The organism is Hydrogenophaga sedimenti, from assembly GCF_051857515.1.
Lineage (GTDB): Bacteria > Pseudomonadota > Gammaproteobacteria > Burkholderiales > Burkholderiaceae_C > Hydrogenophaga.
This window is the reverse complement of sequence record NZ_JBPZHA010000022.1, coordinates 1-24248: the sequence shown is the minus strand read 5'-3', so window position 1 is coordinate 24248 and position 24248 is coordinate 1. Positions and strand designations below refer to the sequence as shown.

Genomic DNA, 24248 nt, shown 5'->3' with positions numbered 1-24248 from the left:
TTTGCGCGTGCGCCGCGTACTCAGATTCAGGCCAAGTTCTCGTTGGGTCATCACGCCATTGTTCCTGTCGTGCCTCGCTCATGCCATTCGGGCTTGACCGGGGGTTTTGAACACCATCCCTAACGCAATGTATCCCGCCGAAACTGCGGGATAAGCTGGACGGTGCGGGATATTCTGGTCACACCAATCTCCGAAAAATTCAATCAGATCAAAGGGTTGGACGCGGAGGCCTGATCTGTATACAGGTATAAGTAAACCACGAAACCCGGCATCCACATCCACCCAGTGACCGCTTCACTTGGGGTCCTTGCATGACCGCAAAGGGTCGAAACCTGCCTTCAGCAGACCTCGTTCATCCCGGTTCTCGGCTGCCAGTTCGTTGCTTCAGCGACGTGCTGATTGGCTAGTCGGCGCCGTACAACGGATCAGCCGCGTTAGACTGCCCGGAGCCAAATTGCTGGAGGATGGGAGTCGATGAACAGGCGTCTTTGGATTTTGTGCGTCGCCTTAGTGACGTTGCTAGCGGGATGTGTCACCGTGGATCCAGTCCGGGTCCGGTCGCAAGTGGGCGACAAGGCTGTCGTGGTGGTGGTGAACGTTCCCAACGAGTTGCCGTTGTCGTGGGTGGGGACGACTCCGTTGAACAACGAGTCAGCGGTTCATTCGAGCCCGGATTGGACGATCCGGCATTGGATCGAAGAGCGTACAGTGGCGGCGCTGCGCCAAAGTGGACGTAGCGCGCGTGCCCTTGTCCTCTTGCCTGGTGCCCAAGTGAACCTGGCCCAGTTGATCGACGCGTCGAAGGAGGTCGTTCTGGTCATTTCCCCGGGGTACGGTCCTGACCAGGTGTTCAACCGACCGCCCTTTGTCAGTGGCATCGGACTTCGCCAGCACACCTGGCTCGGCCTGGATGCGGCGTCTGCAACGTATGTGCGGCTGAATGCGAGGCTTCTGAATCCGTCTCACCCGGAAGAAGTCCATCTGGTTTCTTCAGAGAGTTTTCAGCGTCTGCCTTTTGTGGCCCTTGAAAAGGGGCCAGTGTTGATGCCGCGTGTGGACGGGGCTGTTCGCGATGTGGTTCGCGTTCAAATCGACGGCGTGATGCTGGATCTGATCGGGAGACTGGGGCTTTTTGAAGGACCGATTGACGGTAGGTCTCCTAAGATGCCCTCTGCCGACACCGGGCCTCGGGGCTAAATCGCTCACCCCACCTTCCCCAACCCCGCCCGCAACGTCTCCACCCGCTGCCGGTTGACCCCGAAGTCCTTGCGCCCCACGCGCGAGGCCGAGCGCACCTGCACCACCTTGTGCGCCGGGTCGTACCAGAGTTCGAGGTCGTCGACGAACTTCATCCAGCGCGTGGTGCACTGGGCGTACAGGTAGCCGTCGCCGTTGTCCTGGATGATCTTCACGCCCGGCATCGCCTGCAGCAGCTTCGAGGCCTTGGCGATGGTGGCGGGGCCGTTGCCGCTCAGGGCCAGCGGCGCGATCTCGGCGTAGCCGCGCATCGGGTGGTCGGGGTAGAGCCCGGCCTGGCTGCTGACGCTGTTTTCGGTGGCCGACGGCGGCTTGAGGCGGCCGTCCTTGACGCCGAGGTCGTCGGGCATGCGCCCGCCCAGGAAGCCCAGTTGTCCGGCCAGCACGGTGGCGATGGCCAGCGCCAGCAGCGCGAACACGATCCACTTGATGAATGCCATCGGGAGCCTCCTGGGGGTTGATTGGGCCCATTGTGGCGCGCCGTGGGCGGTTGCGGGTCAGCCGCGTTCGCGCCATTCCCCCGGCGCCAGTCCCGTCCAGCCGCGGAACGCGCGGATGAAGCTCTTCTCGTTCTGAAAACCCGCGGCTTCGGCGATCTGCTTGATGGGTTTGGTGGTGCGTTGCAGCAGCGACATCGCGCGCTCGCGGCGCACCTCGTCTTTCAGCGCCTGCAGCGTGGCGCCTTCTTCTTTCAGCTGCCGGTGCAGGGTGCGGGCCGAGATGTGCAGCAGGGCGGCGAGGTCGTCCGCGTTGTGGGCGTCCTGCGGCTGGTTGCTCAGGACCTGCCGCACGCGCTGCACCAGCAGGCGGTCGCGGCGGTAGGGGCGCACCTGGATTGGCAGCGCGCGCTGCAGCATCTGGTTCATCGCGGCCTCGTCGCGCTTGATCGGCAGGGCGAGGTAGCGCGCGTCGAAGCGGATCGAGGTTTCGTCGGCCCCGAAGCGGGTCGGGCCGTCGAACAGCACGCGGTAGGCGTCGGCGTGCGGTGGCGCGGCGAACGGGAAGCTCGCGCCGAGCAGCGGAATGCGCGAGTCGACCAACCAGCAGGCCAGGCCGTGGATGTTGCGCAGCACCGAGACGAAACAGAACTCGCGCAGCGGATCGCCGCCGTCCGGGCCGCCGGGCGGGCGGTGTTCGGTGAGGATGATGCGGGCCTCGTCGCCTTGCGTGACCACGGCGAGGGTGATGTCGCGCGTGAGCAGGCCGTGGTGGCGGCACCAGCGCTTGAGCGCGACGCCCAGCGTGGGGGCCGAGAGCGAGGCGCGGGCCAGCAGGCCGTAGCTGCCCCAGGGAAGGGGGCGGTTGAACCAGCCCAGGCCTTCGTCGTCCAGCGCCTGCATCGCAGCGGCCGACAGCCACTCCATCTGCAGCGCGGTGATGCGCCGATCCTCGCGCTCGACGTCGCTTGGCGCGATTTGTGCGGCTTCGAGCGCTGCCGTGGGCGACAGGCCTCGCTGCTCCATGGCATGCACGATCGCCTTGACAAACGCCATCGGCGTGGCGGCCACGAGCGGGCGGGAAGCGGCGGGGGCGGGGCTGCGGCGGGGCATGAGCAGAGTCTGCCACGGATGGCACGATTTGTGACCTGCCTGCCAGCCCCGAAACCGGGCGACCGGGCTATGCTGGGGCCCGGATTCCGCCCTGACGCCAGAGGAGACAAACCCATGGACGATGCAACCAGCCTGGCGCTGAGCCAGGCCGCTGGCCGCACCGATGTGCCGCTGATCGAGCAGACGATCGGCGCTTTCTTCGACGCGATGGCCGCGCGCCAGCCGCAGCGCGAGGCGCTGGTGAGCGTGCACCAGGGGCGGCGCTACAGCTATGCCGCACTGGCGGCCGAGGTCGACCGGCTGGCGAGCGCGCTGCTGGGCCTGGGCCTGCAGCCGGGCGCCCGCATCGGCATCTGGTCCCACAACAACGTGGAGTGGGTGCTGATGCAGCTGGCGACCGCCAAGGTCGGCCTGGTGCTGGTCAACATCAACCCGGCCTACCGCACGGCCGAGCTGGAGTACGCGCTCAACAAGGTCGGCTGCAAGGCGCTGGTGTCGATGGCGACGTTCAAGACCAGCGATTACCTGGGCATGTTGCGCGAGCTGGCGCCCGAGCTGGCGACGGCCGTGCCTGGTGCGCTGAAGGCGGCGCGCCTGCCCGAGTTGCGCGCCGTGGCCTGGATCGACGTGGCGGGCGAGGGCGCCGAGCAGGCGGGCATGCAACGTTTCTCCGCGCTGCTGGCGTCGGGCCAGACCGGCGACCCGCGCGTGGCGCAGGCGGCGGCCGGCCTCTCGCCCAACGATCCGATCAACATCCAGTTCACCAGCGGCACCACGGGCTTCCCCAAGGGCGCCACGCTGACCCACCGCAACATCCTGAACAACGGCTTCTTCATCGGCGAGTGCATGAAGCTCACGCCCGAGGACCGGCTGTGCATCCCCGTGCCGCTGTACCACTGCTTCGGCATGGTGCTGGGCAATCTGGCCTGCTTCACGCACGGCAGCACCATCGTCTACCCGGCCGACGCCTTCGACCCGCTGGCGGTGCTGCAGGCGGTGCAGGCCGAGCGCTGCACCGGTCTGCACGGCGTGCCGACCATGTTCATCGCCGAGCTGGACCACCCGCGCTTCCGCGAGTTCGACCTGCACACGCTGCGCACCGGCATCATGGCCGGCTCGCCCTGCCCGGTGGAGGTGATGAAGCGGGTGCAGGCCGACATGCACATGGGCGAGGTGACGATCGCCTACGGCATGACCGAGACCAGCCCGGTGAGCTGCCAGAGCAGCACCGACACGCCGCTGGACAAGCGCGTGTCGACCGTGGGCCTGGTGCAGCCTCACCTGCAAGTGAAGATCGTGAACCCCGAGACCGGCGCCACCGTGCCGCGCGGCGAAAGCGGCGAGTTCTGTACCAAGGGCTATTCGGTGATGCACGGCTACTGGGGCGACGACGCGAAGACGCGCGAAGCCATCGACGCCGACGGCTGGATGCACACCGGCGACCTCGCCACCATGGACGCCGAGGGCTACGTCAACATCGTCGGCCGCATCAAGGACATGGTGATCCGCGGCGGCGAAAACATCTACCCGCGTGAGATCGAAGAATTCCTCTACCGCATGCCCCAGGTGCAGGACGTGCAGGTCGTCGGCCTGCCCGATCAGAAGTACGGCGAAGAGCTGTGCGCCTGGGTCATCGTCAAGCCCGGCCAGACGCTGGACGAAGACACCGTGCGCGCCTTCTGCAAGGGCCAGATCGCGCACTACAAGGTGCCGCGCTACATCCGCTTCGTCGAGGCCTTCCCGATGACGGTGACCGGCAAGATCCAGAAGTTCAAAATCCGCGAAGCCATGAAGGACCAGCTGGGGCTGGCCGAAGCGAAGACCGCCTGACCGAGAGAACCACATGCCCGCACTCGACACCAAACTCAACGCCCGCTCCGCCGACTTCCAGGCCAACGCCACCGCCATGCGCGCCGTGGTCGACGACCTGAAGGCGCAGATCCAGAAGGCCACGCTCGGCGGCGGCGACGCGGCGCGCGCCAAGCACACCGCGCGCGGCAAGCTGCTGCCGCGCGACCGGGTGCAGATGCTGCTGGACCCGGGCACGCCCTTCCTGGAGCTGAGCCCGCTGGCCGCGATGGGCATGTACCCGGACCGCGACGGCAGCGACAGCGCGCCCTGCGCCGGTGTCATCGCCGGCATCGGCCGGGTCAGCGGCGTGGACTGCATGATCGTCTGCAACGACGCGACGGTGAAGGGCGGCACCTACTACCCGCTGACCGTCAAGAAGCACCTGCGCGCGCAGGAAGTGGCGCAGCAGAACCAGCTGCCCTGCATCTACCTGGTGGACTCGGGCGGCGCCAACCTGCCGAACCAGGACGAGGTCTTCCCCGACCGCGACCACTTCGGCCGCATCTTCTTCAACCAGGCCAACATGAGCGCCCAGGGCATCGCGCAGATCGCGGTGGTCATGGGCTCGTGCACGGCGGGTGGCGCCTACGTGCCGGCCATGAGCGACGAGACCATCATCGTCAAGAACCAGGGCACCATCTTCCTGGGCGGCCCGCCGCTGGTGAAGGCCGCCACGGGCGAGGTGGTGAGCGCCGAAGACCTGGGCGGCGGCGACGTGCACACGCGCCTGAGTGGCGTGGCCGACCACCTGGCGCAGAACGACTTGCACGCCATCGCGCTGGCGCGCCAGGCGGTGAAGAACCTCAACGCCCGCAAGGTCCCGCCGATCACGACCATCGACCCGGTGGCGCCGAAGTACCCGGCCGAGGAGCTGTACGGCGTGATCCCGACCGACACGCGCAAGCCGTTTGACGTGCGCGAAATCATCGCCCGCATCGTCGATGGTTCGGACTTCGACGAGTTCAAGTCGCGCTTCGGCACCACGCTGGTCTGCGGCTTCGCGCGCATCGAGGGCATGCCGGTCGGCATCATCGCCAACAACGGCATCCTGTTTTCCGAGTCGGCGCTCAAGGGCGCGCACTTCATCGAGCTGTGCTGCCAGCGCAAGACGCCACTGGTCTTCCTGCAGAACATCACCGGCTTCATGGTCGGCCGCAAGTACGAGAACGAAGGCATCGCCCGCAACGGCGCCAAGATGGTGACGGCCGTGGCCACCGCTGCGGTGCCCAAGTTCACCGTCATCATCGGCGGCAGCTTCGGCGCCGGCAACTACGGCATGTGCGGCCGCGCCTACTCGCCCCGCTTCCTGTGGATGTGGCCGAACGCGCGCATCAGCGTGATGGGTGGTGAGCAGGCCGCGAGCGTGCTGGCCACCGTCAAGCGCGACGGCGTCGAGTCCAAGGGCGGCAGCTGGAGCGCGGAAGAAGAGGCGGCCTTCAAGGCCCCCATCAAGGAACAGTACGAGGTGCAGGGCCACCCGTACTACGCGACGGCCCGCCTGTGGGACGATGGCGTGATCGACCCGGCCGACACGCGGCGCGTGCTGGCGCTGGGGCTGAGCGCGTCGCTGAATGCGCCGATCCCGGAGACGAAATTCGGCCTGTTCCGGATGTGACCTGCCCCATGAAGCGACTGGCGAGTCTTGTTCTGTGTCTGGTGGTGGCCGGGCTGCCTGCGCTGGCGCTGCACGCCGAGGTGCCGGCGCCCTCGACCGCGCGCTGGAGTGTGGCCAATGAGCCCCCGCTGGCGGCCGACCTGCGCGAAGAACTGCAGTGGATCGCGGTGACCGTGAAAGACCTCAGCGGCCGGGCGGAGACCAGGCAGATCCCCGTGACCGTCTACCGGCCCGCGGGCGAGGGGCCGTTCCCGCTGGTGGTGTTCAACCACGGCCGCGCGACCCGCGACTTCCGCCCGGCGCAGGGGCGCTCGCGCCCGGAGACGATGGCGCGCTGGCTGGTGCGCAAGGGCTTTGTGGTGATGGCGCCGACGCGCGTGGGTTATGCCGACACTTTCGGCGGCTTCGACCCCGAGTTCGCGGGCGAGTGCAAGGACCGCCGCCTGGAGCCCATGCACGAGGCCATGGCCGAACAGGCGCTGGCCACGGTTGCGCATGCGCGCCAGTTGCCGTACGTCGACACCTCGCGCTGGGTCGTGATGGGCGGATCGGCCGGTGGCCTGGGCAGCCTGGCGACGGCCGCCCGCGCGCCCGAAGGCCTGGTCGGCGTGATCAACCTGTCCGGCGGCATCGGCGGCGACCCGGTGCGCATTCCGCGCCGGCCCTGCCGCCCGGAGCAACTGGCGGCGCACTGGGAACAGCTGGCGGCCCGGGCCGAGGTGCCCACGCTCTGGCTGTACTGGGAGAACGACCAGTTCTGGGGGGCAGAGCATCCGCACGAGTGGTTCCGCGCCTGGAACCGGGGCGGTGGACGGGGCGAATTCCACATGTACCCGCCGTCCGGCAAGGAAGGGCATTTCGGCATCAACGAAAACCGCGACCGCTGGATTCCGCAGGCCGAGGCGTTTCTCAACGAACTGGGTTTCCGCCGGCCGGGCTTGCCGCCCCGCCCGCCCGCCAGCGGCTATGCCGCGATCAACGACCTCAACCGGGTGCCCATGCTCAGCCAGGCGGTCAAGAACGACCACTACCGCCGGTACGTGCAGGCCCGACCGCCGAAGGCCTTTGCGCTCAGCAGCCGCGGCGCGATGGGCTGGGCCACGGGCGACTGGGCCGCCGCGAAGGCGCTGACCACCTGCGAGCGCTACGGTGCGCCCTGCCGGTTCTACGCGCTCGACAACGATGTGGTCTGGACCAACCGCTGAAACCGCCATGAATCCCCACACCCATTTCGCCCAGCTGGCCCGCTACAACGTCTGGGCCACGCGCCGCCTGGTCGACGCCGTGGCCGCCGTGCCCGAGGCGGACTACCGCAAGGACACGGGCCTGTTCTTCAAGAGCATCCACGGCACGCTCAACCACCTGCTGGTGGGCGAGCACATGCTCTGGTACCCGCGCTTTGCCAAGGGCGTGTCGCCCAAGCTCGCTCTCAACGACGAGGTCGAGCCCGACCGCGACCGCCTGGGCCAGGCGCTCAAGGGCGGTGCCGCCAACTGGCTGCCGCTGATCGAGTCCTGGCCTGCGGAGCGTTTCGAGGGCGAGCTGAGCTACACCAACATGCGCGGCCAGGCGATGCGTCTGCCGTTCGCGGCCACGCTGGCCCATGTGTTCAACCACGGCACGCACCACCGCGGCCAGGTCACGGCCGCGCTGACCGCGCTCGGCCACCCCTGCCCGGAGCTGGACATGGTGTACCTGCTGCAAGAGGAGTCCAAGGCATGACCACCACCCCGAACGCTGCGCTGACCGTTGCGGTGCAGGACCGAGTCGCCCGCATCACGCTCATCCGCCCCGAAGTGCGCAACGCCTTCAACAACGAGGTGATCCAGCAGCTCAAGGCGGCGTTCGAGGACGTGGGCCAGCGCGCCGACGTACGCGCCGTGGTGCTGGCGGCGCAGGGGCCGGCCTTTTGCGCCGGCGCCGACCTGAACTGGATGCGCCGCATGGCCGACTACACGCGCGCCGAAAATCTTGCCGACGCCGGCCAGCTCGCCGCGATGCTCCAAGCCATCTACGCCTGCCCCAAGCCGACCATCGCGGCGGTGCAGGGCGATGTGTACGCCGGCGGCATGGGGCTGGTCGCGGCCTGCGACATCGCGGTCAGCGTGCGCACGGCGGCCTACTGCCTGTCGGAGGTGAAGCTGGGCCTGATCCCGGCGACCATCAGCCCCTACGTGATCCGCGCCATGGGCGCGCGCGCCGCGCACCGGTATTTCCTCACGGCCGAGCGGTTTTCTGCCGACGAGGCGCACCGCATCGGCTTCGTGCACGAACTCGTGGACGCCGAGGTGCTCGAAGCCAAGGTCAACGAGCTGGCGCAGGCGCTGGTGAACGCCAGCCCGGCGGCAGTGAAGGCCTGCAAGAGGCTGGTGCAGGACGTGGCGGAGCGCGAGATCGACGCGGCGCTGGTTGCGGCGACGGTCGACAGCATCGCCGACATACGCGCGAGTGACGAAGGTCGCGAAGGTGTGGCTTCGTTTCTGCAGAAGCGCAAACCCGCCTGGCTGGCGGGGTAATCTGGTCTTTTCCCTTCAGGAGGACAAGGCATGGACGCGATCTGGACAACATTCGTCGAGTGGCTCAAGGGCTTCGGTGCCCAGGCCGGACAGCAGGCCGTCGAGGCCGGCACGCAGATCGGCGGCAAGGTGGCCGAGGGCGTGGGCGCGGCCGCCAGCCACCTGGACATGACCAGCCTGCTCGCGCTGGCCGCCGCGCTCGGCTGGGCCAGCGGGTTCCGGCTCTACGCCGTGGTCTTCCTTGTCGGCTCGGCCGGTCTGGCGGGCTGGATTCCGCTGCCCGAGGGGCTGCAAATGCTGCAGCACCCGGCGGTGCTCGCGGTCAGCGGATCGCTGCTGTTCGTCGAGTTCTTCGCCGACAAGATTCCGGGGCTCGATTCGCTGTGGGACATCGTCAACAGCGTGGTCCGCATTCCGGCCGGCGCGGCGCTCGCGGCCGGTGTGTTCGGCGCCGACAACGCGACCATGGCCGTGGTGGCCGCGCTGATGGGCGGCACACTGGCCGCCAGCAGCCAGGCCGCCAAGACCACCACGCGCGCGGCGATCAACACCTCGCCCGAACCGTTTTCCAACATCGCCATGAGCCTGGTCGAAGACGGGCTGGTGGTCGGCACCGTCTGGCTGGCGACCAACCACCCGCTGGTGTTCGGCGTGTTGCTGGCGATCGTCCTGGTGCTGATGTGGATCGTCACCTGGATGCTGTTCAAGTTCCTGCGCGCGGCGTTCCGCCGTCTGCGTGCCCTGTTTGCTCCCGACTCTGCCCCTGCCTAGGAAACCGCTATGTTCTCCAAGATCCTGATCGCCAACCGCGGTGAAATCGCCTGCCGCGTCGCCGCTTCCGCCCGCCGCCTGGGCGTGCGCACCGTGGCCGTGTACTCCGACGCCGACGCCAGCGCCAAACATGTGGCGGCCTGCGACGAGGCGGTGCACATCGGCGGCAGCGCGCCCAAGGAGAGCTACCTGCAGTGGGAGCGCATCATCGAGGCCGCCAAGGCCACGGGCGCGCAGGCGATCCACCCCGGCTACGGCTTCCTGAGCGAGAACGAGGCCTTCGCCGACGCCTGCGCCAAGGCCGGTCTGGTCTTCATCGGCCCGCCCTCGTCGGCGATCCAGGCCATGGGCCTGAAGGCCGAATCGAAGCGCCTGATGGAAAGCGCCGGCGTGCCGCTGGTGCCCGGTTACCACGGCGAAGACCAGGACCCGGCGCTGCTGCAGCGCGAAGCCGACCGCATCGGTTACCCGGTGCTGATCAAGGCCAGCGCGGGCGGCGGCGGCAAGGGCATGCGCGCGGTCGACAGGGCCGAGGACTTCGCGGCGGCGCTGGCGAGTTGCCAGCGCGAGGCGCGCAACAGCTTCGGCAGCGACGCGGTGCTGATCGAGAAATACGTGCAGCGCCCGCGCCACATCGAGATCCAGGTGTTCGGCGACACGCACGGCAACTGCGTCTACCTGTTCGAGCGCGACTGCTCGGTGCAGCGGCGCCACCAGAAGGTGCTGGAAGAAGCGCCGGCGCCGGGCATGACGCCCGACCTGCGCACGCTGATGGGCGAGGCGGCGGTGTCGGCGGCCAAGGCGGTGAACTACGTCGGCGCGGGCACGGTGGAGTTCATCGTCGAGCAGCCAGGCGGCTACGAACATCCCGAGCAGATGCGCTTCTATTTCATGGAGATGAACACGCGCCTGCAGGTCGAGCACCCGGTGACCGAAGCCATCACCGGCCTCGACCTGGTCGAGTGGCAGCTGCGCGTAGCGGCCGGCGAGAAGCTGCCGCTGCAGCAGGACGAACTGAAGATCCACGGCCACGCGATCGAGGCCCGCATCTGCGCCGAGAACCCCGACAACCAGTTCCTGCCCGCGACCGGTCGCCTGGACGTGTACCGCAAGCCGGCGCACGTGGCCTTCGAACGCGGCGGTGTGCGCTTCGACGACGGCGTGCGCGAAGGCGACGCGATCAGCCCCTTCTACGACTCGATGGTCGCCAAGCTGATCGTGCACGGCGCCACGCGCGCCGAGGCGCTGGCGAAGATGGAGGCGGCCCTGGCCGCGACCCGCATCGTGGGCCTGGCGACCAACGTGCAGTTCCTGCGCCACGTGGTGCGCTCGGACGCCTTCTCGACCGCGAAGCTCGACACCGCGCTGATCCCGCGCGAGGCCGCCGTGCTGTTCAAGCAGGACAAGGTGGGGCGGAACCTGGCCGTGGCGGCCGCCGTGGCGCAGACGCTGGTGCACGAAAAGGCCGGGGAGGGCAACGACCCGTTCTCGCGCACCGACGGCTGGCGGCCGTTTGGCCTGACGCAGCGCCGCTTCGACTTCGAGTACCAGGGCGAGGCGCTGACCGCCACGCTCACCTACCTGCACGATGGCGCGCTGCAACTGGCCGTCGGCGACACCAGCGCGGCGCTGGCGTTCAAGGCCCTGCCGGCCGACAGCGGCACGGTGATCGACCTGCAGTTCAACGGCCAGCGCCAGACGGTGCAGACCTGGCAGCGCGACGAGCTGGTGCATGTGTTCTGCGACCTCGGTGCGACCGTGATCACCGAGCTGGATGCGCTGGCCCACGCGGGCGAAACCGCGGCCGAAGGCGGGCGCCTGACCGCGCCCATGCCGGGCAAGGTGGTGAGCTTCGCCGTCAAGGCCGGCGACGCGGTCAAGAAGGGCCAGCCGCTGGCGGTGATGGAAGCCATGAAGATGGAACACACGATTGCCGCGCCGGCCGACGGCACCGTGGCCGAACTGCTGTTCGCGCCCGGCGACCAGGTGACCGAAGGCGCGGAGCTGCTGAAGATCGCCACCGCCACCGCGTGACGGCAAGGTCTTGGCCGCTTGGCTAAGCTCGGCGCATGAACATCACCTTCTGCTGCACCGACACCAAGGCCGAACCCTGGCTGGACGGCCTGCGTGCGGCGTTTCCCGGCGCCACCGTCGAGGTCTGGCAACCGGGCGCGCCGCAGGCCGACCACGCCGTGGTCTGGGCGCCGCCGCAACAGTTCCTCGATGAACAGCAGGCGCTCCAGGGCCTGTTCAACATCGGTGCCGGCGTCGACGCGCTGCTGAAGCTGCGCCTGCCGCCGGGCGTGAAGGTGGTGCGGCTCGACGACGCGGGCATGTCGGTGCAGATGGCCGAGTACGTGTGCCATGCGGTCATCCGCCACTTCCGCGAGTTCGATGGTTACGAAGCCGATGTGAAGTCGGGCAGGTGGTCGTACCGCAAGCCACGCGAGCGCCAGGACTTCCCGGTCGGCGTGATGGGCCTGGGGGTGTTGGGCGAGCGCGTGGCGAAGGCGTTGCGGGTGTTCGAGTTCCCGGTGCACGGCTGGAGCCGTTCGCCCAAGGCCGTCGAGGGCGTGGTGACCTACAGCGGCGAGACGGGTTTCGACACCTTCCTGTCGAACTGCCGTGTGCTGGTGAACCTGCTGCCGCTCACCCCCGAGACGCGCGACATCCTGAACCGCGACACGCTGGGGCGGCTGAATCCGGGCGGCTACCTGATCAATGTGGCGCGCGGTGCGCACCTGGTCGAAGACGACCTGCTGGCGCTGCTGGAGAGCGGGCAGATGGCGGGCGCGACGCTGGACGTGTTCCGCACCGAGCCGCTGCCGGCCGGGCATGCGTTCTGGTCGCACCCGAAGATCACCGTGACGCCGCACACCTCGGCGCGCACCCTGCGCGACGAGAGCATTGCGCAGATCGCCGGCAAGATCCGCGCACTCGACGCGGGGCTGCCGGTGGCCGGGGTGGTCGATCCGGTGCGCGGATACTAGGGCGCTGACGATTCGCGTCCGCAGGGAGCCCCACACATGATCCGTTTTTCCGTTCTTTCCATGCCCCGCTGGCGGGGTGCTGCGGCGCTGTCGCTGGCCTTGCTGCTGACCGCCTGCGGCGAGTCGGTCTCACCCCAGCGCGAGGCCGCGATGGCGGGCGATGCCGCGGTGACGGCCAAGATGGCGGCGGCGCCCATGGCGATGGCCCCGGCCGCACCCGATGCGCCCGCGCCGGCCGGTGGCGCCGTGCAGAAGCACATCGCCGTGCGCCACGACATCGATGTGGTGCTGGCCGCGGACCGCATCGAGGCGGCCTGGAAGGCGGTGGGCGAGCAGTGCGCCAAGCTCGATTGCGAGGTGCTGAATTCGTCGCTGCGGCGCGAGCTGCGCGACCAGCCCGGCGGCGCCGAGCTGCAGATGCGCGTGGCGCCCAAGGACCTCGCAGCCCTGCTGGGCACGGTCGAAGGGCAGGGTCGCGTGGCGGCCCACAACACCGGCAGCGAAGACAAGACCGCGCAGGTGGTCGACGTCGAGGCCCATATCAGGAACCGCACCGAGTTCCGCGACAGCCTGCGCGCCCTGCTCAAGGAAAACACCGCCAACCGCAAGCTGTCCGAGATGCTGGAGATCCAGCGCACCCTGTCGCAGACGCAGGCCGAGCTGGACAGCGATGCGACCCAGCTCAAGCTGCTGATGCAGGAGACCACGCGCCAGGCGGTCAGCGTCAACTTCCGGCCCGAAGTCAGCCTGGTCGACGGCGGCGCGGCCAACCCGATCGGCAACGCGCTGCGCGATGCGGGCCAGGTGATGTCGCACAGCGTCGCCGGGATCATCACCACCGTGGCGGCGCTGCTGCCGGTGCTGGTGATCGGTCTGCCCCTGTTCTGGCTGCTGTTGCGGGCCTGGCGCTGGCTGCGCCGTTCACGCAAAGCCGCCAACCCCTGAACCGTCCGAGAGAAAAAAGCCCATGTCCATTCCTTCCCGCGTCCAGCTCATCGACGTCGGCCCGCGCGACGGCCTGCAGAACGAGAAGCAGCCGGTGCCGGCGGCGGTCAAGATCGAGCTGGTCCACCGCCTGCAGGCCGCGGGCCTGACCGAGATCGAGGTCACGTCCTATGTGAGCCCGAAATGGGTGCCGCAGATGGCGGACAACCACGAGGTCATGGGCGGCATCACCCGCGCGCCGGGCGTGCGCCACTCGGTGCTGACGCCCAACCTCAAGGGCTTCGAGTCGGCGGTGCTGGATCGGCCCGACGAGATCGTGGTGTTTGGCGCGGCCAGCGAGGCCTTCAGCCAGAAGAACATCAACTGCTCGATCGCCGAGAGCATCGAGCGCTTCGCGCCCGTGGTCGCGGCGGCCAGGGCGGCCGGCATCGCGGTGCGCGGTGCGATGAGCTGCACCGTGGGTTGCCCCTACGAGGGCGACATCGCGCCCGCGCGCGTCGACTACCTCGCGGGTCTGATGAAGGGCATCGGCGTGGAGCGCGTCGACGTGGCCGACACCATCGGCGTGGGCACGCCGCGCAAGGTGCAGGCCGCGTTCGAGGCGACGCTCAGGCACTTCGGCATCGACCAGGTGTCGGGCCACTTCCACGACACCTACGGTCAGGCGCTGTCGAACACGCTGACCGCGCTGCAGATGGGGGTGTGGAATTTCCAGTCGTCGGTGTCGGGCCTGGGGGGCTGCCCCTACGCCAAGGGCGCGACCGGCAATGTGGCGACGGAAGACGTGGTCTTCCTGCTGCACGGCATGGGCATCGAGACCGGCATCGACCTGGACAGGCTGGTCGACGCCGGCCAGTACATCAGCGACCAGCTCGGCCGGCCCAGCGGCTCGCGCGTGGCGCGCGCGCTGCTGGCCAAACGCGCCAGCGCCTGAGCGGCCGCTGCCGGGATCAGCGGTCGGTGTCGCTGTTGGTGGTGGTCCAGGTGTGCACGCCCGCGCTGTGGGCGGTGGTCACGCCAGGCACCTGGCTGACCACGTAGCGGGCCAGTTCGACGTCGCGCGGTTGCTGCGCGAAACCGTGCAGTTCGGCCACGCCTTGCGCGACGGTGACCGTCAGGTCCTTGGCCTTGGCGCCGAGCTGGGCCGTCAGCGCCGACTGCGCGGCGGTGGCCAGCGGGTCGGTGTCGGCGGCCTGGACCTGGACGGTGAAGGCGGCGGCGGTGATGGCGAGGATGGAGAGGTAGGTCTTCATGGCAGTGCTCCTGATGAGGATGGGGAGGGGTTGCCGTCGGGTCGGTGCGGAGGCCGGCTGTCGGGTGGGGTCATGGTGCGCTCCGCAAGTGGGCCAACCCTGAAGCCGCGGTAAAGTCCTGCGGCCGTCTGGTAAAGGCGGCTTTACATACCGGGTCTGCCACCGGCGCAGGCCCCCTTGGATCGTTTGTATTGCGTTGGGTTCACCATGGAATGGAATGTCTGGCTCGCTTTTTTTGCCGCCTCCTGGGTCATCGCGGTTTCGCCGGGCTCGGGCGCGGTGCTGTCGATGAGCCACGGCCTGGCCTATGGCGTGCGCCAGACCAGCGTGACCATCGTCGGTCTGCAGCTGGGGCTGTCGGTGATCCTGCTGATCGCGGGCGTCGGGGTCGGCGCGCTGTTGCTGGCCTCGGCCGCTGCGTTCACGGTGGTGAAGGTGGTGGGCGCGGCGTATCTGCTGTACCTGGGTGTGAAACAGTGGCGCGCGCCGGTCGACGCGAAGGCGCCCGCCGCCGGGGATGCGCTGGTGAAGCACGCCGGCCTGCCGACCGTGCGCGAGCGCGTGCTGACCGGCTTCATGACCAACGTCACCAACCCCAAGGGCATCGTGTTCATGGTGGCGGTGCTGCCGCAGTTCATCGACCCGCTGAAGCCGCTGTGGCTGCAACTGCTGATCCTGCTCATGACCTCGGTCGGCGTCGACCTGATCGTCATGCACGGCTACGCCTTCCTGGCTTCGCGCGCGCAGCGCTGGCTCGCCACGCCGAAGGCGCGCCGGGCGCAGAACCGCGTGTTCGGCGGCGTGCTGATGCTGATGGGCACCAGCCTGCTGCTGGTGCGCCGCGGCGCCTGAAGCCCCTCCGGGCGGCGTCTGTCAGCCAGGGTCGGTACCATTGCGGCCCATGAGTGAAGCCGCCCCGAACACTGTCGATCTGCCGCCCGGCGTGGCGCGCGTGACCGCCGCGCTCGCCGGTCTGGGACACCCGCACACGCCCGTCATGCTCGACGACGCCGCGCGCACCGCGCAGCAGGCCGCCGACGCGCTGGGCGTGGCACTGGGTCAGATCGCCAAGAGCATCATCTTCCGCCGCAAGACCGACGACGTCGCCGTGCTCGTGGTCACTTCGGGCGACCTGCGCGTCGACGAGAAAAAGGTGCAGGCCATCGTCTGCGCCGAAGGCGGCAAGCTGGGCCGCGCCGACGCCGACTTCGTGAAAGAAAAGACCGGCTTTTCGATTGGTGGCGTGTCGCCGCTGGCGCACGCCTCGGCCCCGGTGACGCTGATCGACGAGCAGCTGTTCCGCTTCGATGTGATCTGGGCCGCGGCCGGCCATCCGCACGGCGTGTTTCGCCTGAGCCCCGACGATCTCCGGCGCCTGACCGGTGCCCCGGTGCACGACGTCACCGTTCCTCCTTCTGTCTGAATTCATGATCTTCAAGAAACTGTTCGGCCGCCGCGAGACGACTCCGCCGCCACGTCCCAAGGTCTTCAACAACCTCGAAGACGCGCGTGCGCGCCACCCGGCCGACAAGGACGTGCCCTCGCCCTGCATCTCGGTGTGTCAGATGGACGCCGAGACCAAGCAGTGCAAGGGCTGCTACCGCACGGTCGAAGAGATTGCCGGCTGGAGCCGCATGGACGACGCGCAGCGGCTGATGGTCTGGGACCGCATCGAAGACCACCAGGTCCAGATCGGCAAGTTCTGAGGTTTCCGCGGAGGTCGCATGTCCAGCACGCTGCACGAAATCGATTTCTTCTACGACCCGATTTCTCCGTATGCCCACCTCGCCTTCGAGCGCTTGCCGCAGGCGCTGCAGGGGCTGAGCGTGGTGGTGCGCTACAAGCCGGTGCTGTTTGCCGCGCTGCTCAAGGCCCACGGCCAGCTGGGGCCGGCCGAGATCCCGTCCAAGCGCGACTGGACCTACCGGCAGGTGCTCTGGCTGGCACAGCACCAAAGCGTGCGGCTGGACCTGCCGGCGGCGCATCCGTTCAATCCGCTGGCGCTGCTGCGCCTGGGTCTGGCGACCTCGACCGCCGACGCGCCCGGCCAGACCAACCGCTACGTGACCGAAGCGCTGTTCCACCACGTCTGGCACGGCGGAGGCGATCCCCTGGAGCCGGCGCGGCTGGCGGCGCTGCAGGAGCGCTTGCAGGATCACATGCGCGAGCGCGAGAAATCCTGGCTCGCGCCCGACGGCGACGAGGTCAAGGCCCGGCTGCGCCGCAACACCGACGAGGCGCTGGCGCTGGGTTTGTTTGGCGTGCCGTCGATGGTCGCGGGCGGACGGGTGTTCTGGGGCCTGGACGCGCTGCCGATGCTGCGCGAGAGCCTGGATGGCGCGGCCTGGTTTGCGGGTGCGGCCTGGGACTCGGTGAAGACCTTGCCGGTGGGCGTGCAGCGCAGGGACCCGAAGGCTTCTTGATCTCGCGCAGGATGGCCCCGCACGCCCCGGCATAAGATTCAGGCAGGTCGATACGGCGCCGCCCCGGTGCCGACGACGACCGGCAAAGCGCTCACCCAAAAGGAGAACCAACATGTTCAAGAAGATCCTCGTTCCCACCGACGGCTCCGAGCTGTCGCTCAATGCCGCCCACACCGCTGCCCAGATGGCCAAAAGCCATGGCGCGGAAGTGATTGGCGTGTATGTGATCGATCCCTTTCCCTACATCGGCATCGGCGATGCATCGGCCGCCGGCCTGCAGGCCTATCTGGCCGAGTCGCGCAGCGTGGCCGGCCAGGCGCTGGATGCGCTGGGCAAGGTCTGCACCGCCGCGGGCGTGCCCTACGCCGGCGACACCATCGAACGCAACGTGGTCTACGAAGGCGTGATCGAAACCGCCAACGCCGAAGGCTGCGACCTGATCGTCATGGCCTCGCACGGCCGCCAGGGCGTGTCGGCGCTGGTGCTGGGAAGCGTGGCCCAGAAGGTGCTGACGCACACCAAGCTGCCGGTGCTGATCGTCAAGGGCTGACCGGCTGGGCGGCAGACATCGCCGCCCCAACGGCAGTGTGATCGGAGGAAGTTCCCGGTCAGGTTGTTGCCACCTGTAACAGGCTGCTGTTGTGTAACAACAGTGGGGCACCGAACCGACAGCGCGACGTACATTCGCGCCCCATGGATCCGACATCACCCCACTTCAGGAAGGGGCGCTCCGGCGCTTCCCGTGTGCTGATCTGTCGCCTGCTCGCGCTGGCCCTGGTGGCCACGCTGGCGGCCTGCGGCGGTGGTGGCGGCGACAGCACGTCGTCATCCGGCGGCCTGTCATCGCGCTCGGCGGCGGCGGGGAGTGGTGCACAGGACGGCGCGGATGGCGAATCCAGCTCCCTGTGGTCGGGTCTGGTGGGCGCCATCGATGGCGCGCTCAACAAGATCGGCATCGACATCGGTGCGGAGCCCAAGGCAGGCACCACGCAGCTCGACGCCGTGCGCCTGGCCAACCAGGCGACCTTCGGTCCGAACGAAGCACTGATCGCACAGATCCGCCAACAGGGACCGGCGCTGTGGATCGCCGAGCAGATGAACCTGCAGCGCCAGGCCGTCAAGCGCGTGCCCGGCGCGGCCGACGTGGTGACCACGGTGGCGCTGCCCAAGTCGCGCTATACCAGCGGCGGCACCAACGCCGTGCACAAGGACACGACCGGCGATTTCTGTGCGGACAAGGGCAGCAACTGCTGGCGCGACTGGTCATCGTCGACACCGCTGGTGTGGGACTTCTACCGCAACGCGGTGCACAGCCCGGACCAGCTGCGCCTGCGCGTGGGCCTGGCCCTGCAGCAGATGCTGGTGATCTCCAACTACGAGGTCAGCGGTACCTACGGCCTGCGCAACTACAACAACATGCTGCTGGACAACGCGTTCGGCAACTACCGCGATGTGCTGGAGAACGTGATCCTCTCGCCGGTGATGGGCGACTACCTGGACCACGTCAACAACGACAAGAACGCACCCAACGAGAACTTCGCCCGCGAGCTGCTGCAGCTGTTCTCGCTGGGCACCTGCCTGCTCAACACGGACGGGTCGCTGCAGGGCGGCACCTGCACGCCCACCTACGACAACGAACGGGTGCGCGAATACGCCTTTGCACTGACCGGCTGGACCTATCCGGCCGGCGGCGCCACGCCCTGGGGCTGCTATCCCTCCGGCGCCAACTGCCAGTTCTATGACGGCAACATGGTGGTGAAGACGGCCAGCATGCACAACACCCAGCCCCGCACACTGCTGTCGGGTGTGACGCTGGGCAATGGCAACACGGCGCCCGCAGCGCTGCAGGCGGTCCTCAACAGCATCATGGCGCACCAGAACGTGGCGCCGTTCGTGAGCCGCCACCTGATCCAGCAACTGGTGACCAGCAACCCGAGTCCGGCCTATGTGCAGCGTGTGGTCACTGCGTTCAATACGGGGCGCTACGGCACTTTCGGCGGTGGAAAGAAGGGTGACCTCGCGGCCACAGTGGCGGCGGTGCTGCTCGACACCGAGGCGCGATCGACGCCCACCAACACCGCCGGCCGGCTGCGCGAACCGATCCAGCTGTTCACCGCCGTGCTGCGGGCGCTCAATGGCCGTACCGACGGCGACGCGCTGGGATGGTGGTGGGGTGAAGAGATGCGCGAGCATGTGTTCCGCCCACCGTCGGTGTTCAACTTCTATCCGCCCGACTACCCCGTGGCAGGGACCACACCGCCCCTGGTCGGACCGGCGTTCGGCATCCACAACGCCAACACCGCGCTCAACCGCCTCAACTACATCAACTACCTGGTGTTCTGGGACGGTTCGAACCCTGGCTCTGACGTCCCCAATGCGGTGGGCACCAAGGTCGACCTGACCGCCTTCACCGCCGACGCCACCAATGCCGCGACGCTGGTGGACCGGCTGTCGCTGCTGGCGCTGGGCGAGCCGCTGCCCACTGCGTCGCGCACGGCGGTGATCAACGCGGTCAATGCCTATTCTTCAAGTACCGCCAGTGGCCGCACGAACCGGGTCAAGCAAGCCGCTTTCCTGGTATTCGCCTCGCCGCAGTTCCAGATGACCCGCTGAGAGAAGACCATGAAACCGCTTCATTCCATCGATGCGCTGATGCTGGACCGCCGCCGCTGGCTCAAGTGGGGGGGCGCCTCGGTCGCCGGGGCCTTTGGCGCTGGCACCCTGTCGGCCCTGCTGCAGAACCCGGCCCAGGCCCAGGCCAATACCTACCGCGCGCTGGTGTGCGTGTTCCTTTACGGCGGCAACGACGGCCAGAACATGGTGGTGCCCACCGACACCACGCGCTACAACCAGTACGCCGGCGTGCGACAGGCGCTGGCCCTGCCAAAGAGCAGCCTGGTTACCCTGACGGGCACGGACCTCGGCCTGCACCCGGCGATGGCGTCGCTCGCGCCGATCTGCACGGCCCAGAAGATCGCGCCGGTGGTCAACGTCGGCCCGCTGTTTGGTCCGCTGACCAAGGCCGAGTACCGCGCGCTGCCCGACACGGACCAACGCATTCCGGACAACCTGTTTTCGCATTCCGACCAGCAGATCGAGTGGGAGTCGTCGAGTGCCCGTTCGCTGGAGCGCACGGGCTGGGGCGGCCGGGCCACCGACGCCATGGCCACCGTCAACCCGGTGATCTCGGTGGGAGGCAACGGCCACTTCGGGCTGTCGGCGCTGGGCACGCCGCTGGTGCTGCCCGGTCCTGGCGGTACGTTCGGGGTGGACAACCTGTCTGGCACAGGAGCGTCCACGGTCGCGCGCAAAGCGGCGCTTGAAGCGATGTACCAGAGCGCCAACCTTGGCAGCAGCAACCTGATGCTTGGTGCCTATGCGCAGCAGCAGCGCACGGCCTTTGACATGTCGGCCCGCCTGGGAGCCATCGTCAAGGTGGAGCCGAGCACGACCTCTCCGACCGCGATCGACACCGCTTTCGCGCCCCTGATCGACGCCAACGGCAACATCACCTCCCATCTGGGCGAGCAGCTCTATCAGGTGGCCAAGCTGGTGGAGGGGCGCGCCACGGTGCAGGGCGACAAGCAGCTGTTCTTTGCCCAGCAGGGCGGCTTCGACACCCACAACGAGCAGATCGCCGCCGACAGCCTGACCGGCAGCCACACCCGGTTGCTCCAGGAGCTCGCGGACGCCATGGCCTGCTTCTACAACGCCATGGCGGCGATTGGACTGTCCAACAACGTGACCCTCTTCACCCAGAGCGACTTCGGCCGGACCTTCGCGCCCAACAGCAGTTCGGGCACCGACCACGCCTGGGGCAACCACCACCTGGTGATGGGCGGCGCGGTCAACGGCGGGACGGTCTACGGCACCTACCCCGATCTGGTGCTCGGCGGGCCCAGCGACGTCGGCCAGGAATCCTGGGAGCTGCAGGGGCGCTGGCTGCCCAGCACCAGCGTCGACCAGTACGCCGCGACCCTGCTGCGCTGGTTCGGCGCCAGCGACCCACAGCTGGCCACCATCCTGCCCAACCTCGCGAATTTCAGCGTCAAGAACCTCGGCTTCCTGGCCTGAGCATTCCTTTTCGACCAGCGGCGGCGCGTGGGGGTTGCCGGGCCAGCCGCCGGGCCGCCCCAAGGCAGGCCCAGCCCCCTGGGGGGGCAGCGACCCGCGCAGCGGCGGAGCGTGGGGGCTCCTTCCTCATCTCCGGAACTTGCCGTCGGCGTCGATGATGGACAGGTCGGCGAAATCCAGACCGGAGTGGTCGGTCGGGGTGTAGCTCAGATCGAGGCCGCCCAGATCGAGCTTGCCGATGCCTTCGAGGGCCGCGCGCAGCTTCTCCCGGGTCGGGTCCTTGCCGGCTCGGCGCAGTCCCTCGACCAGCACCTTGGCACTGACAAAGCCCTCCAGCATGGCGGGCGTCACACCCTCCTGGCCCTTGGCGCTGGCCAGTGCGAGCGCTTCCTTGACGATGGGCGCGGACATCGAGCGTTCGTAGGGCAGCACCTGCGCGACGATGGTGCCGCGCGCGATGTCGCCCAGTCCCTTGATGAACCCGGCGGATGCGTTGTTGGACAGGGTCACCAGCTGGGCCCGCGAGCCGGAAGCCCGCAGCGCCTTCATGCCATCCACCACGGCCGTGCCGGAGCCGATGTAGAGCACAGCCTGCGGGTTGGCCTGTTTCAGGGTGGGCATGAGCGGGGCGAAGTCGGGCTTGGCGCGGTCGTACTTCAGGTGCGCCACCGGCTGCCGGCCCACGGCGGCAAAGCCCTTGAGCGCACCGACCACCGCGTCGGCACCGAAGGTGTCGTCCACCTGCACGATGGCGATGCGCTCGATGCCGATCAGGCTCAAGTGACGGATGGCGCGTTCGGCCTCACGCTGGTACGGCGCGCGCACATTGAACACCCAGGGGTTGACCGGTTCGTGCAGCACCATCGCGCCGGTCGACGGGCCGACCAGGGGAATCTTGTGCTCGGCCAGCAGCGGCATGATGGCTTGGTTGTGTGGCGTGCCGCGCGTCAGGAACAGGGACACGACGCCCTGGTCGATCAGTTTCTTCGCGTTCTCGACCGCGATCTTGGGGTCGAACTGGTCGTCGAGCTGGCGCAACTCGATCTTCTGCCCGTTGACCCCGCCCTTGGCATTCACCGCGTCAAACCACAGCTTGGCGCCGTCGGTGGCCTCCTTGACGCTGGAGGCCACCGCCCCGGTGATGCCGGCGGTCTGACCGACCAGGATCTGGGACCAGGCGGGGAGTGCCAGGGAGCTGCCGAGGATCAGGCCGGCCAGGGCGCGACGCAGTGCGGATGAGTGGGAAGCGGCTGTCTGCATGGTGTGTTCTTTCTCGTGTCTCCAACGTGTTTCCAGTCTGCCCCGGCCCGGACACCGCGTCACTTGTGGAAATGACGTAGGGCGCCGGCAGACCGACGGCCGGCCTCCTAGAATGTTTGCCTCCCACCCAGGAAGGCCTGCATGTCCGACGATCTCCGCCCCGCCGACGAACCCGTTTCTCCCTCCGAGGCGCCCGCGGAAGCTCCCGGCACCGGCACAATCCGCATCCGCGGCGCCCGCCAGCACAACCTCAAGAACATCGATCTGGACATCCGCACCGGCGAACTGACGGTGGTGACCGGCCCCAGCGGCTCGGGCAAGTCGAGCCTGGTGTTCGACACCCTGTTCGCCGAGGGCCAGCGGCGCTACGTCGAAACCTTCAGCGCCTATGCACGCCAGTTCCTGGACCGCATGGACAAGCCGGCGGTCGACAAGGTGGAGGGCGTGCCACCCGCGATCGCCATCGACCAGACCAATCCGGTGCGCAGCTCGCGCTCGACGGTCGGCACGATGACCGAGCTGAACGACCACCTGAAGCTGCTGTTCGCACGCGGCGCCCATCTGTTTGACCGCGAGACCGCATTGCCGGTGCGCCACGACTCGCCGGAGTCGATCTATGCGGAGCTGCAACGGCGTTCTGCCGCACAAGGTGATCCGCGCCTTGTCGTCACTTTCCCGGTCGAACTGCCGGCCAGCACCACACCCGAAGAAATCGAACAGTGGCTCTCGGCCAGCGGCTACACGCGGGTGCAGGCCGAGCGCATCGTGCAGCGCGAGGCGAAAGAGGAAGCGCCCGCCAAGGGCAAGAAGGCCAAGCCGGTGATCGAGGCGGTGAAGCTGCTCGACGTGGTGGCCGACCGGTTCCGCCTGTCGAACGCGGAACCGGTGCGGGTGATGGAGGCGATCGAGGTCGGACTCAAGCGCGGCGCCGGCAAGCTGATGGTCTACGCGCTCAAGGAAGAGGGCGAGCCCGACATCTGGCGTTTCAGCACCGGGCTGCATTGCCCCGAGAGCGACATCCGCTACACCGATCCGACGCCGTCGGCCTTCTCCTTCAACTCGGCCGTGGGCGCCTGCGAGAGCTGTCGCGGCTTCGGGCGTGTGATCGGGGTGGACTACGGGCTGGTGATTCCCGACGAAAAGCTCACGCTGCGCAACGGCGCGATCAAGGTGTTCCAGACGCCGGCGTGGAAGGAGTGCCAGGACGACCTGATGCGCCACGCGGAGAGCGCGGGCATTCCGCGCGACACGCCCTGGAGCAAGCTGACGCCCGAGCAGCGGCAGTGGGTGATCGGCGGCACGCCGACTTACAAGGACGGGCAGTGGGGCAAGCAGTGGTATGGGGTGGCGCGGTTCTTCGAGTATCTGGAGAGCAAGGCCTACAAGATGCACATCCGGGTGCTGCTGTCGAAGTACCGCAGCTACACGGAGTGTCCGGTGTGTGCGGGGGCTCGGTTGAAGGGCGACAGTCTGTTGTGGCGCATCGGATCGAAGGTGCAGGCGGATGCGGTGTTGCCTGCTACGAAGCGGTATCTGCCTCGGGGGGTGAAGTGGTCGCGTGCGCAGCTGGAGGCCTTGCCTGGTCTCTGTTTGCACGATCTGATGCTGATGCCTCTGTCGGATCTGCGGCGGTTTTTTGAGGACCTGTCTGTTTCGCTCGCTGGCGAGGCTGCGGGGCGGGCGGAGCGCCCGGGGGCGTCAGTCGCACGCTCCGATTCCTTCCCCGGGCACTCCGCCCGCCCC

23 protein-coding genes are annotated in these 24248 nt (G+C 68.2%); 19 read left to right on the top strand and 4 right to left on the bottom strand.

The window, feature by feature from the left end; genetic code table 11:
• The first annotated feature begins 474 nt into the window (after positions 1-474).
• Entirely contained in the window at positions 475-1197 is a 723-nt protein-coding gene (locus ACS5NL_RS22295; protein WP_439356201.1) for a hypothetical protein, read from the top strand.
• Positions 1198-1202: 5 nt separating this feature from the next.
• Here ACS5NL_RS22295 and ACS5NL_RS22290 read toward each other — a convergent pair whose 3' ends face one another.
• Both ACS5NL_RS22290 and ACS5NL_RS22285 read right to left on the bottom strand, forming a co-directional pair.
• On the bottom strand, positions 1203-1697 hold the full coding sequence (locus ACS5NL_RS22290; protein ID WP_439356200.1) for a DUF1499 domain-containing protein: 495 nt from the start codon (positions 1695-1697) through the stop codon (positions 1203-1205).
• Positions 1698-1754: 57 nt separating this feature from the next.
• On the bottom strand, positions 1755-2807 hold the full coding sequence (locus ACS5NL_RS22285; RefSeq protein ID WP_439356199.1) for an AraC family transcriptional regulator: 1053 nt from the start codon (positions 2805-2807) through the stop codon (positions 1755-1757).
• A 114-nt stretch (positions 2808-2921) separates the two neighbouring features.
• Here ACS5NL_RS22285 and ACS5NL_RS22280 point away from each other — a divergent pair, with 114 nt between their 5' ends.
• Genes ACS5NL_RS22280 through ACS5NL_RS22235 form a run of 10 tightly spaced genes read left to right on the top strand, consistent with a single transcriptional unit; the run spans position 2922 to position 14429 of the window.
• The gene (locus ACS5NL_RS22280; RefSeq protein WP_439356198.1) at positions 2922-4637 is read left to right on the top strand and encodes an AMP-binding protein; all 1716 of its coding nucleotides are present in this window, start codon (positions 2922-2924) and stop codon (positions 4635-4637) included.
• Positions 4638-4650: 13 nt separating this feature from the next.
• A complete protein-coding gene (locus ACS5NL_RS22275) occupies positions 4651-6273 on the top strand; it encodes a carboxyl transferase domain-containing protein (protein ID WP_439356197.1) in 1623 nt (540 codons plus the stop codon).
• Between the two features lie 8 nt (positions 6274-6281).
• Positions 6282-7478, top strand: a complete 1197-nt coding sequence (locus ACS5NL_RS22270; protein WP_439356196.1) for a dienelactone hydrolase family protein — start codon at positions 6282-6284, stop codon at positions 7476-7478.
• 7 nt (positions 7479-7485) lie between these two features.
• The gene (locus ACS5NL_RS22265) at positions 7486-7995 is read left to right on the top strand and encodes a DinB family protein (protein WP_439356195.1); all 510 of its coding nucleotides are present in this window, start codon (positions 7486-7488) and stop codon (positions 7993-7995) included.
• A complete protein-coding gene (locus tag ACS5NL_RS22260) occupies positions 7992-8789 on the top strand; it encodes an enoyl-CoA hydratase/isomerase family protein (RefSeq protein ID WP_439356194.1) in 798 nt (265 codons plus the stop codon). The genes ACS5NL_RS22265 and ACS5NL_RS22260 overlap by 4 nt, the downstream gene beginning before the upstream one ends.
• 30 nt (positions 8790-8819) lie before the next feature.
• Positions 8820-9560, top strand: a complete 741-nt coding sequence (locus ACS5NL_RS22255; RefSeq protein ID WP_439356193.1) for a DUF4126 domain-containing protein — start codon at positions 8820-8822, stop codon at positions 9558-9560.
• A gap of 9 nt (positions 9561-9569) precedes the next feature.
• Complete coding sequence (locus ACS5NL_RS22250; RefSeq protein ID WP_439356192.1) at positions 9570-11594, top strand: acetyl/propionyl/methylcrotonyl-CoA carboxylase subunit alpha; 2025 nt, start codon at positions 9570-9572, stop codon at positions 11592-11594.
• Between the two features lie 35 nt (positions 11595-11629).
• On the top strand, positions 11630-12550 hold the full coding sequence (locus ACS5NL_RS22245) for a 2-hydroxyacid dehydrogenase (protein ID WP_439356191.1): 921 nt from the start codon (positions 11630-11632) through the stop codon (positions 12548-12550).
• Between the two features lie 36 nt (positions 12551-12586).
• Positions 12587-13495, top strand: a complete 909-nt coding sequence (locus tag ACS5NL_RS22240) for a DUF4349 domain-containing protein (RefSeq protein ID WP_439356190.1) — start codon at positions 12587-12589, stop codon at positions 13493-13495.
• Positions 13496-13517: 22 nt separating this feature from the next.
• Positions 13518-14429, top strand: a complete 912-nt coding sequence (locus tag ACS5NL_RS22235; protein WP_439356189.1) for a hydroxymethylglutaryl-CoA lyase — start codon at positions 13518-13520, stop codon at positions 14427-14429.
• Positions 14430-14445: 16 nt separating this feature from the next.
• On the opposite strand, the gene ACS5NL_RS22230 is transcribed toward ACS5NL_RS22235, so the two are convergent.
• Complete coding sequence (locus ACS5NL_RS22230) at positions 14446-14748, bottom strand: BON domain-containing protein (RefSeq protein ID WP_439356188.1); 303 nt, start codon at positions 14746-14748, stop codon at positions 14446-14448.
• Positions 14749-14955: 207 nt separating this feature from the next.
• On the opposite strand from ACS5NL_RS22230, the gene ACS5NL_RS22225 reads away from it, so the two are divergent.
• The 7 genes from ACS5NL_RS22225 (at position 14956) to ACS5NL_RS22195 (ending at position 21245) form a co-directional block, all read left to right on the top strand.
• Positions 14956-15600 carry a LysE family transporter gene (locus ACS5NL_RS22225; protein WP_439356187.1) on the top strand — a complete coding sequence of 215 codons (645 nt, stop codon included), beginning with the start codon at positions 14956-14958 and terminating at the stop codon, positions 15598-15600.
• A gap of 49 nt (positions 15601-15649) precedes the next feature.
• On the top strand, positions 15650-16171 hold the full coding sequence (locus tag ACS5NL_RS22220; RefSeq protein ID WP_439356186.1) for a YbaK/EbsC family protein: 522 nt from the start codon (positions 15650-15652) through the stop codon (positions 16169-16171).
• A 4-nt stretch (positions 16172-16175) separates the two neighbouring features.
• Positions 16176-16454 (top strand): DUF1289 domain-containing protein, encoded by a 279-nt coding sequence (locus tag ACS5NL_RS22215; RefSeq protein WP_439356185.1) that lies wholly within the window; start codon positions 16176-16178, stop codon positions 16452-16454.
• A 30-nt stretch (positions 16455-16484) separates the two neighbouring features.
• On the top strand, positions 16485-17171 hold the full coding sequence (locus ACS5NL_RS22210) for a 2-hydroxychromene-2-carboxylate isomerase (RefSeq protein WP_439356202.1): 687 nt from the start codon (positions 16485-16487) through the stop codon (positions 17169-17171).
• Positions 17172-17283: 112 nt separating this feature from the next.
• On the top strand, positions 17284-17721 hold the full coding sequence (locus ACS5NL_RS22205; protein WP_439356184.1) for a universal stress protein: 438 nt from the start codon (positions 17284-17286) through the stop codon (positions 17719-17721).
• A gap of 143 nt (positions 17722-17864) precedes the next feature.
• On the top strand, positions 17865-19784 hold the full coding sequence (locus tag ACS5NL_RS22200; protein WP_439356183.1) for a DUF1800 domain-containing protein: 1920 nt from the start codon (positions 17865-17867) through the stop codon (positions 19782-19784).
• A 9-nt stretch (positions 19785-19793) separates the two neighbouring features.
• Positions 19794-21245 (top strand): DUF1501 domain-containing protein, encoded by a 1452-nt coding sequence (locus tag ACS5NL_RS22195; RefSeq protein WP_439356182.1) that lies wholly within the window; start codon positions 19794-19796, stop codon positions 21243-21245.
• A gap of 126 nt (positions 21246-21371) precedes the next feature.
• On the opposite strand, the gene ACS5NL_RS22190 is transcribed toward ACS5NL_RS22195, so the two are convergent.
• Positions 21372-22505, bottom strand: a complete 1134-nt coding sequence (locus tag ACS5NL_RS22190; RefSeq protein ID WP_439356181.1) for an ABC transporter substrate-binding protein — start codon at positions 22503-22505, stop codon at positions 21372-21374.
• A 141-nt stretch (positions 22506-22646) separates the two neighbouring features.
• Here ACS5NL_RS22190 and ACS5NL_RS22185 point away from each other — a divergent pair.
• Positions 22647-24248 (top strand): excinuclease ABC subunit UvrA (locus ACS5NL_RS22185; RefSeq protein WP_500684337.1); only part of this gene is annotated, 1602 nt, incomplete at its 3' end.